This is a genomic window from Aquirufa sp. (assembly GCF_044342065.1).
Classification (GTDB): domain Bacteria; phylum Bacteroidota; class Bacteroidia; order Cytophagales; family Spirosomataceae; genus Aquirufa.
The window spans coordinates 26735-45767 of record NZ_JBIIQN010000020.1 but is presented as its reverse complement, the minus strand read 5'-3'; the positions used below and the strand labels follow the sequence as shown (position 1 = coordinate 45767).

The window sequence follows — 19033 nt, the reverse complement described above, 5'->3', positions numbered from 1 at the left end:
CGACTGATTTATCATTAATGGTGATAGAGGCTGGCTCTGGTTATTTGTGTACTAGTAAGCCACCTTCAATTAACGAAGCATTGGATACAGATGGAGATGGTATACCAAATAAATTAGACCTCGACTCCGACGGCGATGGTTGTTCGGATGCCAACGAAGCCTATGCGACTTCAACTGCCGCGGGCACTGACGGGAACGGCTATTTTGGGAATGGGAATCCACCAACCGTAGATGCAACGGGTAAAGTGACCGGTGCGAATTATACGAGCACAAGTGCCAATGTATTATCCGTTGGCCGTGCGTCAGTCATCAGCGTCCAACCGATCAGCGTCACCACTACTCCAGGTGCCGTAAATCTTAGATTTGCAGCTACGGTGACCGTGGGGTCAGGAACGACGAGTTACCAATGGCAGCTAAGTACAAACGGAGGTGGAACGTGGACGAATATTACCAACAACGCGACCTATTCCGGCGCGACTACCGCCACGCTTACCTTGAGCGCCGTGACCATTTTGATGAAGGATTATCAGTATCGATTGAACATCGTACAGTCCGACTACGTCTGTGGAAATGTGACTTCAGCCGCAGCGCGCCTGATCATGAACAATACGCCTACGATCACGGATGACATCGCGACAACCACAGAAGATACACCGATCAACGGATCCGTATTGACAAACGATACAGGTTCCGGCGGGACTGCACTTACCGTTAATACCTTTAAAGTTGGCGGCGTTGACTATCCAGCCGGCACCACCGCCACCATTTCCGGCGTAGGCACAATCGTCATCCGTGCGAACGGAACGTATACATTTACCCCAGTGGCTAATTATTTTGGTAGTGTGCCAACCATCAGTTACACGGCTACGGATGCTAATAATGGTTCGGATTCGGGAGATTTGGCGATTACCGTGACAGGCGTAAACGATGCCCCAGTCGTGGTGAACGAAACCATTTCGGTCAACCAAGGTAGTACGGCTACCGGAAGTGTCTTATCAAACGATAACGACCCAGATGGAAATACACTCAGCATTATCCAATTTACCGTGTCCGGGGTGACTTACAACCCAGGTGACTTGGTGACTATTCCAGGTAAAGGAACCATTGTCGTAAACGCAAACGGAACCTATACCTTTACCCCAATTGCCAGTTATTCAGGTTCCGTTCCGGTTATTGGCTACACCGTTAGTGATGGTAACGGATCATCGATAAATGGTACCTTAACCATTACCGTGATTGATGTGAACGACCCTCCAGTGGCAGCGGACGACATCACAACAACCCCACAAAATACCCCTGTTTCAGGGAACGTATTAACCAACGATTCAGACCCAGAAAGCAATACCTTAAGCATTACCAAAATCACGATTGGTGGGGTGGATTATCCTGCGGGAACAAGCGCGACCATCGCCAACGTCGGTACGGTCGTCGTGAATGCAAACGGTACTTATATCTTCACTCCTTCTTCAACGTTTACGGGTGCTGCGCCAGTCATTACCTACACGGTTAGTGATGGAACGGCGACTTCAACAGCCGCTTTAAAAATTGCGGTAACAGCCGTGGTGAATGCGAATCCAGTCGCTGTAGCTGATACCAAAACCACGGCGGAAGATACGCCAGCAACAGGTAACGTCTTGACGAATGATACCGACGCCGAAGGAAACAGCTTATCCGTCACATCATTTACGATCAACGGGGTTAGCTATCCGGTAGGAACGACGGCAACCATATCCGGCGTAGGAACCATGGTCGTGAACCTGGATGGAACGTATACTTTCACGCCTTTGGCGAATTACGCAGGAACTGTTCCGGTGATTGGCTATGCAATTTCCGATGGAAATGGCGGAACAGCGAGCGGTACCTTGACCGTCTCGATTACCCCAGTAAACGACGCGCCGCTTGCAATAGATGATGTAGCAAGCGTCACGGAAGACACACCGAAAACGGGGAATGTTATTACGAATGATTCCGATGTGGAGGGGAACAGTTTAAGTCTTACGCAATTTGTCATCAACGGCACGACGTATCCGGCTGGCCAAACCGCTACCCTCGCGGGTGTGGGGACGCTTGTCATGAATGCCAACGGAACTTATACCTTCACCCCAGAACCTAACTATTCCGGTTCTGTTCCTGTAGCCACGTATACGCTTAGTGATGGAAATGGAGGTACCGATACGGCTGATTTAACCTTGACCATGGTCGCGGTTAACGATGTGCCGGTAGCCTCAGATGATGCGGCAACGACGCCTCAGGGATCCGTGAAAACGGGGGATATTTTGACAGGTGATGATACCGATGCCGACGGAAATACCTTAAGCCTAACCCAATTCAAAGTTAATGGCGTGACTTATACCGCAGGTTCAACGGCTACTATTCCAGGTGTAGGAACCTTGCAAATTAATTCCGATGGAACCTACACGTTCACGCCGTTGCCAGCTTATGTAGGCTCGGTGCCTACAGTAGAATACACGATTTCAGATGGGAATGGGGGAACGGATACGGGTAATTTTGTGATGACCGTAACGGATGTCAACGATCCTCCTGCGGCAGCGCGCGACGAGAAAACAATCAATCAAAATAATCCTGCATCAGGGAATTTATTAACGAATGATTCCGATGCGGATGGGAATGCTTTGACAATTACCCAGTTTGTGATTAATGGGGTGACCACGACCGTGGATCCTTCGAACGGTGGAACCTATATTTTGGCGGGCGTAGGAACATTCGTAGTTTCCGCAAACGGTAATTATACCTTTACGCCGCTAAATACGTACGTAGGAACGACGCCAGATTTGACCTATACAGTCAGCGATGGAACAGCTACCGCAACGTCCACATTGACGGTTTATGTAGCACCTTTCAATACAGCACCGGTAGCGGTAGCTGATACCAAAAACATCAATGAGGATGGAGTAGCGACGGGCTTCTTATTGTCTAATGATACCGATGCTGAAAGTGACACGCTTGCTGTTACCCAATTCACTGTAGGTGGCCTGATCTATCCAGTTGGCGCCACCGCAACCATCCCGAATGTGGGAACGCTTGTGGTTAATGCAGATGGTAGCTATACCTTCACGCCTTTGGCAAATTATAACGGAACGGTTCCGGCTATTTCTTATTTAGTCTCGGATAGTTCGGGTGCAACGGCGACGGGCCAACTGACCATTACGATAACGGCGGTCAACGATGCGCCTGTTGCTTTAGATGATCAAGCCACTACGCCAGAAGACACGGTGCTTTCTGGTAACGTGAGGACGAATGACTCGGATGTCGACGGAAATACGACAACCGTCACCCAATTTACCGTAGGCGGTCAAACGTATACAGCTGGTCAAACAGCGAATATCACTAACGTAGGTAGTCTGCAACTGAATGCCGATGGAAGTTTTATATTCACCCCGGCGGCCAATTATAACGGCGCATTCTCTGCGGTTACCTATACAATCAGCGACGGAAATGGCGGTACGGCGACGGCGAATTTAACCATTAACATTACCGCGGTGAACGATGCACCTGTTGCCTCAAATGACACTGATACAACGCCACAGGGCACCGTGAAATCAGGCGATATCCTGACGGGAGCAGATACTGATGTGGATGGAATTAGTTTAACATTAACCCAATTTACGATTGGTGGCGTGACCTATCCTGCGGGAACCACCGCATCAATCGCCGGCGTAGGAACCTTGGTCGTGAATCCCGACGGAACTTATACCTTCACGCCTATTCCAACTTTTGTAGGTGCGGCACCAACTGTCACCTATACCCTTAGCGATGGCAATGGCGGAACAGCTTCGGGAACATTTATCTTAACAGTAACCGATGTTCCAGAGCCACCGGTGGCGACGGATGATATCAAGTCGGCGGGTAAGAATACCGTTGTCACAGGCAACTTGGTCAGCAATGACTCCGACCCAGAATCCAATACCTTGACCGTTGCTTCCTTTAGTATCGCAGGTGTAAATGGGCCATTTACTTTAGGCTCAACCATTACGATTCCGAATGTGGGAACGATGCGGGTGAACTCGGATGGAAGCTATGTATTTACGCCTTTACCTATCTATTCTGGATCGGTTCCAGTTTTGACTTACACGGTCAGTGATGGAAATGGCGGAACGGATACGGGAGCTTTGAGCATTACGGTGATTGATACGAATACACCGCCAAACGCAGCCAATGATCCGGTTGCTGCAACGGAAGATACACCGCGTTCGGGCAATGTATTAAGCAATGATTCAGATGCAAATGGCGATGCGTTGACGGTCGTGAGTTTTGTGGTCGGTTCGACGACTTATCCAGCTGGCGCAACCGCAACCATTCCAAACGTAGGAACCATTAGCCTGGCAGCCAACGGCGCCTTTATTTTTACGCCATTTACGAATTACAATGGTACGGTACCGGCGATTAATTATACCATAACAGATGGCTTGGGTGGGGTGGCGACCGCAGCCTTGAATATCACGGTAGCAGCCGTGAATGATGATCCAATCGCCGTAAATGACGATAACATATCGGGACCGGAAGATTCCCCAATCACCGGAAACGTGTTGGCTAATGATAGCGATCCCGACGGAACGCCTATCACCGTATCCCAATTCAGCGTTGGCGGTACGACCTATCCTGCAGGTACAACGGCGACGATTTCTGGAAAAGGAAGTTTGGTCATCAACACCGATGGAACCTTCACCTTTACGCCATTACCAAATTATTTTGGACCAGTTCCTACGATCACTTACACCGCCTTGGATGTCAATGGTGCGACGGCGACTGCAACTTTAGGTCTTACGGTAACGCCTGTAAATGATCCACCGGTAGTCGTGAATGACGCGATTACGGTACCGGAAGGAACAACGGGGACTGGGAATGTATTGACCAATGATTCCGATGTAGAAAGTGGAACTTTGGCAGTGACGCAATTTACGATTAATGGTACGATCTATACACCGGGTTCGATTGTTTCCCTTCCAAACGTAGGGACATTTGTACTCAATGCGGACGGCACGTACTCATTCACTGGCCTACCAAATTACAGCGCTGCGGTTCCTGTAATTTCATATACGGCAACCGACGGAACGGGAGGTTTGAGTACAGGAACTTTGACCGTTACGATTCAAAATGTGAATGATGCACCGGTGGTAGAATCCGAAACGGTAAGCACAGCAGAAGATACCCCTGCGACCGGAAATGTCTTGACCAATGACCGTGATCCTGAAAGTGATCCATTGACCATTTCACAATTTACCGTGGGCGGTGTTAGCTACACGCCTGGTCAAACGGCTACGCTTCCAGGAGTGGGTACGATGACGATTTCAACGACAGGAGCCTATGTATTTACCCCGGCTGCAAACTATTTTGGTACTGTACCACCTATATTCTATAGCGTAAGTGATGGGCAATCAACTACCCCGGGTAGTATAACGCTATCCGTTACGGCTGTCAATGACACACCCGTTGCGGTGAATGATACGAAGGTGGGTGAGGTAAATGCGAATTTGGCAGGCAATGTCTTGACAAATGATTCGGATGTAGAAAACGGAACTTTATCGGTCGTTGATTTTGTCATCAATGGCACCACCTATCCAGCCGGCCAAACCGCGACCATTCCAAATGTAGGAACGGTTACGATCAACGCTGATGGTACTTATACTTTTGTGCCAGCGCTGAATTACGCAGGAACTTTGCCAGTCATTACTTACAACATCAGCGATGGAACAGGTGGAACGGCTTCAGCTACTTTAGCACTTTCGGTAACCTTCGATACGGACGGTGACGGCATTCCAGACGCGGTGGAGAAAGGGCCAGGCATTGCGCCAGATACGGACGGCGACGGCATTCCAGATTACAAAGATTTGGATTCCGATAACGATGGGATCTTGGATAGTGTGGAGAATGCAGCTTGTGTTCCTGCGGTGATGCCTTGTGATATTGATGGCGATGGCATACCAAACTACTTGGATTTGGATAGTGATGGTGATGGCATCTCAGATGTTGTTGAAGCGGGAGGAACTGATTCAAATGCGGATGGCAAAGTGGATGGTGCAGTAGATGCTCAAGGAATTCCTTTAGCAGCCAATGGAGGCTTAACCCCGCCAAATACCGATGGAACAGGTGGCACGAATCCATATGATACGGATTCGGATGGCGATGGCATTTCCGATTTAATCGAAGGAACACGCGACTCGGACGGGGATGGTACACCAGATTACAAAGATTTAGATTCGGATGGCGACGGCATCTCGGATGCGATCGAAGGTTCTGCGGACGCGGACGGCGATGGCATCCCTAATTTCCGAGATTTGGATTCGGATGGCGACGGTATTTCCGATGCGATTGAAGGCATTGCGGATACCGATAATGACGGTCGGCCAAACTTCTTAGATACAGATTCGGATGCCGATGGTATTCCAGATTCGGTGGAGGGTAGCACAGATACGGATGGCGACGGCACCCCTGATTATAAAGATTTAGATAGTGACGGTGATGGCATTCCTGATTCAATTGAAGGAACGACAGACACGGATGGCGACGGCATTCCGAATTACAAGGATACAGATTCTGATGGCGATGGCATTTCGGATTCAGCAGAAAAAGGTTCAAACCCCTTATCGCCACGTGATACCGATGGCGATGGGACACCAGATTACAAAGATTTGGATTCGGACGGTGACGGCATTCCGGATTCCGTAGAAGGAATTACTGATACCGATGGTGATGGCTTAGCTAATTATTTAGACCCAGATTCCGACGGCGATGGCATTCCGGATTCCGTGGAAAAAGGAATAAATCCATTGGTTCCGTTGGATACCGATGGAGACGGAATACCGGATTATTTGGATACGGATTCCGACAATGACGGTATTACCGATGCGATTGAAAAAGGTCCCAATCCTTTACTGCCGATTGATACCGACGGCGATGGTATCCCAGATTACCGCGACTTGGATTCAGATAACGATGGTATCTCAGATGCGGTAGAAGGAACGACAGACACGGATGGCGACGGCACGCCGAATTACCGCGATTTGGACTCGGATGCGGATGGAAAACCAGACCAACAAGAAGGTGTTGGAGATCCAGATAACGATACCTTAACGAACTATTTAGATCCGGATTCGGATAATGATGGCGTATTGGATTCCGTTGACCAGTGTCCATTGGTAGCTGGAAATTTGGCGAGTGGTTGTCCATTGGATAGTGATAATGATGGGGTTCCAGACAGTACGGATTTTGATGATGATAATGATGGAATTCTTGATAGTGTAGAAGATGCGGCATGTTCGCCTTCGGCAGCTACCTGCGATACAGATAGTGATGGTATTCCAAACAATTTGGATCCCGATTCGGATAATGATGGTATCACGGATGTTCGTGAATCAAATGGAACGGATGCGGATGGCGATGGCCTTGTGGATGGATCCGTGGATGCGAATGGTGTGCCTACCTCAGCGAATGGCGGTGTAACACCTCCAAACACCGACGGCACAGGAGGATCCAATCCATACGATACCGATTCAGATGGTGATGGCATTCCAGACAGCATCGAAAAAGGACCGAACGGCAATGCGCCGCTGGATTCGGATGGCGATAATATTCCTAATTACTTAGACACGGATTCTGACGGCGATGGCATTCCTGATTCAGTTGAACGCGGAACCGGATCAGCGATTGCAGATACGGATGGCGACGGAACATCGGATTATTTAGACCTAGATTCGGACGGCGATGGCATCACCGATGCGATTGAAAAAGGGCCCAATGGTGCAACGCCTTTAGATAGCGATAATGATGGTATTCCGAACTTCCGCGATGTAGATTCGGATGCGGATGGTATTCTAGATTCGATTGAAGGAACCACGGATACGGATACAGACGGCACGCCAAATTACCTCGATACGGATTCGGATGGTGACGGTATTTCAGATAGTATTGAAAAAGGACCTAATCCATTAAGTCCTATTGACACGGATCTTGATGGTACGCCGGATTATAAAGATTTGGATTCCGATGGGGATGGGATAACTGATGCCATTGAAGGAGCCATCGATACGGACGGTGACGGCGTTCCGAACTACCGAGATTTGGATAGTGATGGCGATGGCATTCCTGATGTGACGGAAGGTACAACGGATACGGATAATGACAATATTCCGAATTACAAAGATTTGGATTCAGATGGTGACGGCATTTCAGATGCGACGGAAGGAACGTTGGACACGGATGGGGATGGTACACCAGATTATAAAGATTTGGATTCGGATGGGGATGGGATTTCAGATGCGATTGAAGGAACGCGGGATACGGACGGCGATGGAACCCCAGATTATTTAGATTTAGATTCCGACGGCGATGGGATTTCAGATAACACGGAAGGAACGCTTGATACGGATGGTGATGGCACTCCAAACTACCGAGATTTAGATAGTGATGGCGACGGTATTCCAGATTCGATCGAAGGTACGGTTGATTCAGACGGAGATAATAGACCTGATTATTTAGATACGGATTCAGATGCAGATGGTATACCAGATTCGACCGAAGGCAATGTGGATACGGACCGCGATGGAACACCGGATTACTTGGATTTAGATTCTGATGGTGATGGCGTGTTGGATGCGACGGATTTATGTCGGGTGACGGTAGGGGATGCGTCGAACAACGGTTGTCCGACCGACTTTGATGGAGACGGCATTGTAGATAATTTGGATTTTGATGACGATAATGACGGTATTTTAGACACGATTGAGAATGCCGCTTGCAATCCTACGTCCGTGAATTGTGATACGGATGGCGATGGAACGCCAAATCGTTTTGATTTGGATTCCGATAATGATGGCATCAAAGATGTGCGCGAAGCAAACGGAATCGACGTGAATGCGGATGGAATTGTGGATGGAGCAGTGGATGTAAACGGGGTACCTAACGCCGCGAATGGCGGATTAACGCCACCAAATACCGACGGAACGGGCGGCTTAAATCCGTACGATACCGATTCGGATGGTGACGGCATTCCGGATTCAGCAGAAAAAGGAACCAACGGAAATGTTCCGCGTGATACGGATGGCGATGGAACTCCTGACTATTTGGATTTGGATTCCGATGGTGATGGAATTTTAGATGCTGTAGAAGGTAATGTGGATACCGATGGTGATGGAATCCCGAATTACCGCGATTTGGATTCCGACGGTGATGGCGTTATCGATGCGACGGAGGTTGTGGATGGCACAAGCCCAACCAATGCTTGTTCATTAATTCGAGCTCATCAGACGGTGGCCGCACTAGGCTGGTCGGCAGGTGATTGCGACGGTGACGGCAATCCAAACAGCACGGATCCAAATTTAAATACGCCAACAGCACAGAACGATAATTTTGTGATTTCGGGAACGGGCCAACAAGCCTTTAACATCTTAGCGAATGATGATTTCTTAGCAGGTGGAGGCATTACGATAAATCGTTTGGCAGGAACAGCTGGCGGAACAGCGCTTGGTACGGTGAGCTTTAATGCGAATACCGGCATGTTGATGTATACGCCAGCGGCAGGCGAAATATCAGGCATGAAAACGGTAGTTTACCAAGTGTGTAAAGGCATCGTTTGTGCAACCGCAACGGCGAATTTGAACTTCTGTGACGTGAATGATCCGCTTGTGGATTGTGACGGAGACGGTGTAACCAACGGACAAGAGTCTACGGATGGCACGGATCCATTGAACGCATGTTCATTACGACGAAGCAGCCAAACATTAACGCCAAGTTCTGCATGGACAAGTGGTGATTGTGACGGCGATGGCAATCCAAACAGTACGGATCCAAACATTGCGACGGCAGTAGCAACGAATGATTTGTTGCAGGTTTCTGGAACGGGCGCGCAGACAATCAACATTTTAGCGAACGATGATTTCTTACCAGGAAATTCGACGATAGCACGTTTAAGCGGTAATGCAGGAGGAACGGCACTAGGTACGGTAAGCTTCAATAATGCGACCGGCGAGATGACGTACACGCCGGCGGTAGGAGAAACGAGTGGTACCAAAACAGTTGTGTATCAAGTTTGCAAAAACTCGGTTTGTGCAACAGCAACCGTTACCTTGAGTTTCTGTAATCCGAATGATCCGGCTGCAGATTGCGACGGTGATGGCGTGACCAATGGACAAGAGGCCATCGACGGAACAAATCCGAACGATGCTTGTAGCTTGAATTTCAGATCTCAAACCGTGACACCAAGTTCGGCATGGTTGGCTGCAGATTGCGACGGTGACGGCGTGACGAACGGCACGGAACGTACAGATCGTACGAATCCAACGGATGCATGCAGCCTATTATTAACAAGTCAGGTGTTAGCGAATGCAAGTTCAGGGTGGTTGGCCGCCGACTGTGATGGGGACGGTAATCCGAATGGAACGGATGATGCGCCATTGGATTTCTGTATTGATGGATTGGGACAAGTACCGGCGAATGGCACACCGGCTTATGACATTTTCCGTTATCAAGATTGTGATAACGATGGCATCTTAAATGGAATTGAATGTACGGTGGGTGTCACATGTCCTGACTTTGATCGCGATGGCATACCAAATTATTTGGATACGGATTCAGATAATGATGGTATAGGTGATATCTCTGAACGTGATATTGATTCGGATGGCGATGGTAGTGCAGATTATATCGATTTGGATTCTGACAACGATGGTATTTTGGATAAAATCGAAGGCAATCAAGATGCAGATCGCGACGGCATTCCGAACTATTTAGATCTTGATTCGGATGGTGATGGCATCTTGGATACGGTGGAGGCAACGGCCACATATCGCAATATTGTGGATTCGAATGGAGATGGAATTGTCGATATAGCGGGAGCAACGACCGATCGTAATTTCAATGGTATTCCGGATCAGTTGGAGCCTGCGTATGGCGGCCGACCGCTCGAAATTCCGGATACGGATAAGGATGGCATACCAGACTTTTTGGATTTAGATTCTGATGGCGATGGCATTGCTGATAGCTTAGAGGGACGAGGAGATACTGATGGGGACCAGCATCCAAACTACCGCGATGGTGATAGTGATGGGGATGGTATTTCAGATGCGTTTGAGAAAGCAGGCGATGTGGATAAAGATGGCATACCAAACTTCTTGGATCTAGACTCCGATGGGGATGGCATTCCGGATCAATTCGAAGGATTGGGCTTGTGCACAAACTGTGGCCGTGTGGATGATAACGATGATGGCTATGATGATCGTGCCCAACAAGATGCGCGCTATCCAGCGATAGATACCGACAAAGATGGCATTCCAGATTTCTTGGATTTAGATACGGATAACGATGGAATCCCAGACGCCGTAGAAGCTGGAAAGGATCCGAAAAATCCAGTTGACACGGATAAAGATGGCATTCCAGATTTCCGCGATACGGATTCAGATAATGACGGCATTCCTGATATAATTGAAGGTACTGTTGATACGGATGGTGACGGTATTCCAAATTACATGGATGTCGATTCGGATAATGACAGTATCCCAGATTCCGTAGAAGGAACGGTTGACACAGACGGGGATGGTAAACCAAATTATTTGGATACTGATTCAGATAACGATAGTATTCCAGATGCCGTGGAGGCGGGTAAAGATCCGAAAAACCCAGTGGATACGGATGGTGATGGCAAGCCTGATTACTTGGATACTGATTCGGATAATGATGGCATTTCCGATACGATAGAGGCAGGTAAGGATCCGAAAAATCCGGTAGATACCGACAAAGATGGCATTCCAGATTTCCGTGATACGGATTCAGATAATGATGGAATTCCGGATGCTGTGGAGGCGGGAAAGGATCCGAAAAATCCAGTCGATACTGACGGGGATGGCCTTCCAGATTATCAGGATATTGATTCGGACAATGATGGTATTTCAGATGCTTTTGAAGCAGGTAAAGACCCAATTAATCCGGTGGATACAGATGGCGATGGCCTTCCGGATTACCGTGATTTGGATTCAGATAATGATACTATTCCAGATGCCGTAGAAGGTACGCGTGATTCGGATGGGGATGGCATGGCGGATTTCCGTGATGTAGATTCGGATAACGATGGCATTTCAGATGCGATCGAAGCAGGTAAGGATCCGAAGCGACCGGTTGATTCTGATGGTGATGGTACGCCAGATTACCGCGATGTGGATTCGGATAACGATGGCATTCCAGATTCGGTGGAAGGAAAACGTGATACGGATGGTGATGGATTGCCGGATTATTTGGATGTAGATTCAGATAATGATGGCTATACAGACAAGCATGAAGCAGGGCCGAATCCAGCGAATCCAGTGGATACCGATAAGGATGGTGTTCCTGATTACCGCGATTTAGACTCGGATGCAGATGGAATTACGGACGCATTGGAGGATGATTTAAATTATGGAGCGTTACCAGATTGCGATAAGGATGGCATTGAAAACCGGATTGATCCAGATCAATGCCCGACCTTTGCTCCACAAGGTATTTCGCCAAATGGTGATGGTCAAAATGATGTTTTAATCATTCCGGGTATCATGCGAAAAGGGAATAACACCTTGACCATTTATAATCGTTGGGGGAATATTGTCTATCAAAAAGACAATTACCAAAACGATTGGGGAGGTCAAACCGATCGCGCGTTTAGCCTTACTTCGGACGATAATTTATTGCCAGATGGTACGTACTATTATGTGATTGATTTCAAAGGAAAATATCCAGAAATAGGTCAATATGTGTACATCAACCGCCTTGAAAAATAAGAGGTTTATGAGAGAGATGAATATAGGACAGTTCAATAGAATCAAGCGCTTCATCGCACTTGTATTCCTGCTTTGCTTGGGGTATTTTAAGTCCCAGGCGCAGATTGAAACCATGTATAATTTATATCGTTTGAACCCACAGGTTTTGACGCCGGTTCAGGCGGGTAGTAAAGATACCAGTGAGGTGCATATGATGTATCGCCAACAGTGGTTGGGCATCGAAGGAGCGCCACGAACCATGTATTTCAACGGGAATTTCAAGTGGAAAGAGAAACGTGGGATTGGGGTGAATGCGATGTTTGACCAGGCGGGACCGGTCAGGTTGACCATGGTTTCTGGCGATTTTGCCTATCATACGCAGTTGAGTACCAACTGGGATTTATCAGGGGGTATTCGTCTGGGGGTGGGTAATGTGAATTTGGATTTTGCTAATTTAAAATTAACGAGTCCCAATGATATCTTGTTTGAAGGAAGTCGGAGCACGGGGATGATGTTCAACATGGGTTGGGGTGTGCGTATCGCGCGGAAGAACCAAGGATTTTATGCTAGTGTTTCTATGCCTCGGATATTGAAATATGATTTTGGGAATAAATCAGGGGGCTATAAGGATGCGAGTTATGTTTATGTCATGCTAGGAAATAAGATCGAGATCAATGACGATTTGACTTTATATCCGAATGCCATGGCTCGCATCGCGACCGATGCGCCAATCAGCTGGGATGCGCAGTTGATGGCCAACCTGAAACAGAAATTGGATGTCGGTTTAACCTATCGCCATCAGGACAGTTGGGGCCTTCGTTTAGGTGTTCAAGCCAGTAAGAAAATGTACATTGGCTATGTCTATGAAATGCCTACTTCTGAGATTTCGTTGGTTAGTAATCAGACACACGAGATGGGCTTACGTTTCTTTATTTTCACAAAGGAGCAGAAGGAACGGAGTAAATAAAGTGTAGAGACGCGATACTTCGCGTCTATTTTCCTGATTTGTAGAGACGCAATACTTTGCGTCTTTTATTTTTAGACGCGAGGTATCGCGTCTCTACGGTTATATTAGACGCGAGGTATCGCGTCTCTACTTTCGCTTCTGCAAAAATGGCTGCACCATTACTGTCATCACCAGCAAGGCCGTACCCCAGTAAAATCCGGTAGACATCACCTCTTTTTGGCCGAAAATAAATACGGCGAGTAAGATGCCATAAACCGGCTCTAGGGTGATTACTAGATTGATGGAGAAAACCGAAAATACCTTGTATAAATGAATCGTTTCCGTATAGGCATATACGGTACAGACGACCGCGAGAATTCCAATCCACAACCAGTCCCAGTTCATTGGGATATAGCCCTGACCTCCTTCTAATAGGCCATAGGCCCAAACCAAACCTGTCATAACGCCTGCCGCCGCCATCTCATAAGCGGTAATCAGTTTAGGGTCATGCGTATGTGTATAATTTCCGTTAATGACTGAAAAAAGCGCCCCAAAAAATCCCGCACCTATGCCCATCAATAAGCCAAGCCACTGGGCTTGTTGGACCGAAAAAATAATGCCCAATGCCACCACCACAAGAACGCCTAAAAAAACTTCTACCCAGGAAATTTTGGTCTTCTTGGCTATGGGTTCCATGACCGATGTCCAAAAGGTTTGCGTCGACAGTCCTGCCAAACACATCGCGACCGTACTGACTTTGGCAGCTCCAAAAAACAATAACCAATGCAGGGAGATGAACACCCCATTTAAGAGCCAAATACGCAGGACCTTTTGGCTTATCTTAAATGAAGTTTTCGAATAATATAAGATCCCAGCCAAACCCAAAGCTGCAATCACACAGCGAAAGAATACAATCGTTAATGCATTTGCTTGCGTTGCGTTTCCCAATATGGCTGTGAATGCGTAAAGCACCACAATGAAATGGATCTTTAGGTAATCGAGGATGCGTGGCGCCGACTTCATTTAGCGTGGGATGGTATAATATAGCCCGAGCCCTACGCCCGAAAAGACGAGGTTCGGCAACCAAACAGCGAGCATCGGTGGCATGCCGCCACCTTCGGCAATTCCCTTACTCATCATGAAAAACAAGATGTAGACAAAGGCGAGACTAAAGCCTAAAGCAATCTGAAATCCTACACCCCCGCGCGATTTTCGCGCCGAAACCAAAAAGCCGATAATCGTTAAAATAATGACTGAAAAAGGATTCGCAAATCGCAAATACTTCTCTATCAAAAACACCTCTATACCATCCGCACCGCGAGATTGAACTAGATCAATGTGCCGGTTCAATTCTGGCAATGTGAAGGTCTCGTGAAGTAAGTGTTTATTTTGAAAATCTTTGGGCAATAGATTCAGTGTCGTGTCAATCTTGCTTCCGAATTTAATCCCATTTCCTCCACTGTTAAATGTTCGAATGCGGTAATCGTAAATCGTCCATTTCTTCGCTACGGAATCCCATGTGATGCGGTCCGACATTAATTTTTGCTTGATTTCATTATCTGAAATACGCTCTAAACTGAAACGATACCCGGTATTTGAGGTATTATCGTAACTTTCGATGTAGGCATACACATCCTGTGAAATCTTGATATGCACATCCCGCTTATCGAAAAAGTAGGTCCCATTGATGTATTCGTGTTCAAAAGGGACACGGATTTTATTGGCGTTTGGAACCACCCAACCGATCATCAAAAATGTCCCAATGGCAATGATGGTTGATCCTATTAAATAGGGGCGCATTAAACGCGTGAAACTAACCCCCGAACTAAGTATGGCAATAATCTCTGTTTTTGAAGCCATGCTGGCTGTAAAAAATACAGTCGCAATAAAGACCATTAGGGGACTGATGTAATTTGCCCAGTAAGGAATAAAGTTTAGATAATAGTCGAAAATGATGGCCCGCATGGGGGCTTCTTTTCGAATAAAATCATCGATTTTCTCTGTGTAGTCAATCACCATGACAATCAATACAATCAGAAAAACGGCAAAGACATAAGTCTTTAAGAATTTTTTCAGAATGTATAGGTCAAGGATTTTCATTATTTATTGGGCCGGTATGTTACTCCGGAAAACAAATGTATGAAAATAACGCGGGAGACGCGGTAATTAAAAGGAACCAAAATTAAGGAAACTGTCGTGATCGGAACCACATAGCCCATCGCGTCCGGATCATTGAACAAATTGAAGATAATAATTCCACCTACCAGCATGATTCCCACAGTGAACGCATATGACACATACATCGCGCCATAGAAAAATCCTGGCTCCACCTCATATCGCATCCCGCATGCGGAACAATGCTCCTCCATCTGTGCAAAATTGAAGACATTCCACCACTTGAATTTAAATAAGCGACCCTCATGACATTGTGGACAACGAGCGTTAATGGTGGCTTGCAATTTGGATGAATTAGGCATTTTTAGGAGAATTTTGTGCCCCAAAGGTAAAGAAAACTGGAGGATTATTCGTAACAAAGGTCACGTTCCAAGGGCTTTTCGTATCTTTGCCTCAAACTAAAACTTATCATCACATGTATTCAATTGTTTCAACCGTTCACATCGTACTATTTGTACTCGTGTTAATTTTAGGTATCAATGTGATTGCTCGTGCCCTACGTGGTCGCTCAACCAACGCATTATTCACAGATGCAGATCGTAAAGCAGGTTTATTCTTTATGATTTCTTTGCATATCCAGCTGTTAATAGGCTTAGCCCTTTATTTCTTTTTTAGTCCGATTACCCAACTGGCATTTGCTGATTTCGGTGCAGCCATGAAAGATTCTGGCACGCGCTTAATCGCCGTAGAACATATTTCGGTAAACATCATTGCAGTTGTTTTGGCGACTGTCAATAATGCCAAAAACAAGAAGGCAATTGCTGATGCTGCTAAACATAAAAACGCGTTGATTTTTACCATCGCTGCGCTTGTATTGATTTTAAGCCGCATTCCTTGGAAGCTACTTTTTTAAGATTGAATGAAGAATAAGTGCATCTTTCTGGATCGCGATGGCGTTCTAAATGTTGACCGTGTGGATTATGTGTATCGGATGGAGGAGTTTATCATTCCACCAGGTGTAGGGGAAGCTTTACGCGCCTTGAAAGATGCTGGATATTTGTTGGTCGTTATCACCAACCAAAGTGGCATCGCCAAAGGAATATATACACGTGAAGACGTCTATATGATTCATCGAGCAATCCAAGATGGGACGGGTGTAGAATTGGATGATATCTATTTCTGCCCTTACCATGAGAAATTTGACAGTAACTCATTAACGCGGAAGCCGGGATCTTTACTGATTGAAAAGGCTGCTGCGAAGTATGAGGTAGATATGGATGCTTCCTGGATGGTAGGTGACCACGAGCGGGATGTGACCGCTGGAACAGGGGCAGGTTTACGCACCATTCGTTTAGCTCCTGCTGGGACTGAAACGAAAGCCACGTATTTAGTTGACGATTTATTAGCCGCTTCAAAAATTATATTAGCATGAATAAAGTTTATTTAAGTGATGCAGGCCCCAAAGTTTCGCCTGCCATTTACGGATTCTGGCGCTGGGAAGCAGGAAAAGGTGACATGGAAAAAATTGTCAACCTTTGCCTAGAATTAGGGGTTAATACCTTTGATCATGCAGATCGCTACGGGGATTATACCTGCGAAAAACGCTTTGGCGAAGTACTTGCTAAAAAATCTTTCAAACGTTCTGATATTGTTTTATTCTCTAAATGTGGTGTGAACACAACGCCACTATATCGGGTAAATCACATCAATACATCTGCGGAGCACATTAATCACTCCGTAGAAAATTCGCTTCGAAACCTTCAAACGGATTACTTGGATGTGTTTTTGTTGGATCAGCTTGATCCACTATCTGATTTGGAATCTACGGCTTTGGCATTAGAAAAATTGAAGTCGTCTGGCAAAGTGAAGAACATCGGGGTATCCAATTTTTCGGTATATCAGCATCAATTATTGGTGTCGTATTTGAACATTCCCATTGTTTCCAATCACATCGACTTGAATTTGTTGAATACTGCAGCATTAGATAATGGTGCGATTGATTACATCAAACAGAAATACATGCGCCCGTTGGCAACATCTCCTTTAGATGGTGGCCGTATTGAAAATGGTACCGACGAATTAGCCCTGAAAGTGCGTAAGAAATTAATGGAAGTAGCAGCCCGCTATGATGCGAATATCGAATCGATTGCCGTGGCGTGGTTGGTGAAATTAGGGGCTTTACCTTTAATCGGAACTCTCGAGGAAAATCGCATTCGCAACATTGTGAATTCGTTTCAAATCAATTTAAATCACGAAGATTGGTATGAATTATACCACGCGGCGAAACCGATTTCGTCCATTCAAGATTAATATAAGCCCTGGGATTTCCCGGGGTTTTTATTTGGTTCGCATTTGAATTCGAATTCCCAATGGAAGTATCAGTACAAAAAATCCGACATACCAAATAGGCAATCCCGCGAGCCATAATCCCGTTCCTAGTAGCATCAGATAAAGTGGATACGTGAAAAATAAAGCGGCGAAAAGTACCGAATCGTAAAAGACTGTTCCTTTCGTTTTACTATCAGCAATACTTTGGACGAGGCGGTAATAAGGGTAATTCAGGAAATAGAATAGACTTCTTTTGACATGCATTCGTTTCGTTGGGACGTGGATAAGTTGACGCATCTGATCAAAAACCCGGGCATTAAAATCCAATCGATCTTTCGCATGGCCCAGTTCAGGTGGCTGTGCTAATTCCTCTACATGAATTTCCACCACCTTGCCAAAAGCCCTAAAATCATTGTAGGCAATCCCGATGACATGTACCATGGGCTGAATTCCGCGTTGTTGGGCAGCTTCTAAAATGCGGGTAGCTCCTTTTTTGTAAGGTTGTAATTCGTGGGTCAACAAACATATCCCCTCGATGAAGATTAATATGCCTCCGCCCTTAGCCAAAACGTCCACCGAAGCATCAAATGTGCCTGCGTTTAAATGTAAATGTTCGCGTCCTTCGCGTGCTCGGTGGATGGGAATCATGCCAATGGAGCGGAGTAAAAAGCCGAAAATAGGTTTCCGGAAAACATCGCCTCTTGCCAGAAAATGCATCTTTCTTGGATAGTACGCGCCTATGATGACCGCGTCGAGAAAGGAGTCGGGGTGATTGACCACGACCAACAATGCTCCTTTCTTGGCGAGAATACTTTTGTTGCGTATGTGAACCTCCGGACAGAAAATCCAAAGGCCAAGCCGAACAAATAATTTTAGGATGAAAACCAAATTTTCAATATTTTGA

Annotated in this window: 9 protein-coding genes; 5 read left to right on the top strand and 4 right to left on the bottom strand. The window is 46.5% G+C overall.

What is annotated here, in order from left to right; all coding sequences use genetic code 11:
• The first annotated feature begins 17 nt into the window (after positions 1-17).
• Positions 18-12761, top strand: a complete 12744-nt coding sequence (locus tag ACIQZ2_RS08200) for a tandem-95 repeat protein (RefSeq protein ID WP_395768370.1) — start codon at positions 18-20, stop codon at positions 12759-12761.
• A gap of 7 nt (positions 12762-12768) precedes the next feature.
• Positions 12769-13707: a type IX secretion system membrane protein PorP/SprF gene (locus tag ACIQZ2_RS08195; protein ID WP_395768369.1), complete on the top strand. Its 939-nt coding sequence runs from the start codon at positions 12769-12771 to the stop codon at positions 13705-13707.
• 126 nt (positions 13708-13833) lie between these two features.
• Here the strand turns inward: ACIQZ2_RS08195 and ACIQZ2_RS08190 are convergent, their stop codons facing one another.
• Genes ACIQZ2_RS08190 through ACIQZ2_RS08180 form a run of 3 tightly spaced genes read right to left on the bottom strand, consistent with a single transcriptional unit; the run spans position 13834 to position 16163 of the window.
• Positions 13834-14709 (bottom strand): DMT family transporter, encoded by an 876-nt coding sequence (locus tag ACIQZ2_RS08190; RefSeq protein WP_395768368.1) that lies wholly within the window; start codon positions 14707-14709, stop codon positions 13834-13836.
• Positions 14710-15786 carry an LptF/LptG family permease gene (locus ACIQZ2_RS08185; protein WP_395768367.1) on the bottom strand — a complete coding sequence of 359 codons (1077 nt, stop codon included), beginning with the start codon at positions 15784-15786 and terminating at the stop codon, positions 14710-14712. It lies immediately after the preceding gene.
• A complete protein-coding gene (locus ACIQZ2_RS08180; RefSeq protein WP_395768366.1) occupies positions 15786-16163 on the bottom strand; it encodes a DUF983 domain-containing protein in 378 nt (125 codons plus the stop codon). The genes ACIQZ2_RS08185 and ACIQZ2_RS08180 overlap by 1 nt, the downstream gene beginning before the upstream one ends.
• Before the next feature lie 113 nt (positions 16164-16276).
• On the opposite strand from ACIQZ2_RS08180, the gene ACIQZ2_RS08175 reads away from it, so the two are divergent.
• The 3 genes from ACIQZ2_RS08175 to ACIQZ2_RS08165 are packed head-to-tail and all read left to right on the top strand — an operon-like array spanning position 16277 to position 18111.
• Positions 16277-16714: a hypothetical protein gene (locus ACIQZ2_RS08175; RefSeq protein WP_395768365.1), complete on the top strand. Its 438-nt coding sequence runs from the start codon at positions 16277-16279 to the stop codon at positions 16712-16714.
• 6 nt (positions 16715-16720) lie between these two features.
• Complete coding sequence (locus tag ACIQZ2_RS08170; protein ID WP_395768364.1) at positions 16721-17233, top strand: D-glycero-alpha-D-manno-heptose-1,7-bisphosphate 7-phosphatase; 513 nt, start codon at positions 16721-16723, stop codon at positions 17231-17233.
• Positions 17230-18111: an aldo/keto reductase family oxidoreductase gene (locus tag ACIQZ2_RS08165; protein ID WP_395768363.1), complete on the top strand. Its 882-nt coding sequence runs from the start codon at positions 17230-17232 to the stop codon at positions 18109-18111. Before ACIQZ2_RS08170 ends, ACIQZ2_RS08165 begins: the two co-directional genes overlap by 4 nt.
• 27 nt (positions 18112-18138) lie before the next feature.
• On the opposite strand, the gene ACIQZ2_RS08160 is transcribed toward ACIQZ2_RS08165, so the two are convergent.
• Positions 18139-19017 (bottom strand): 1-acyl-sn-glycerol-3-phosphate acyltransferase, encoded by an 879-nt coding sequence (locus tag ACIQZ2_RS08160; RefSeq protein ID WP_395768362.1) that lies wholly within the window; start codon positions 19015-19017, stop codon positions 18139-18141.
• Positions 19018-19033 lie beyond the last annotated feature (16 nt).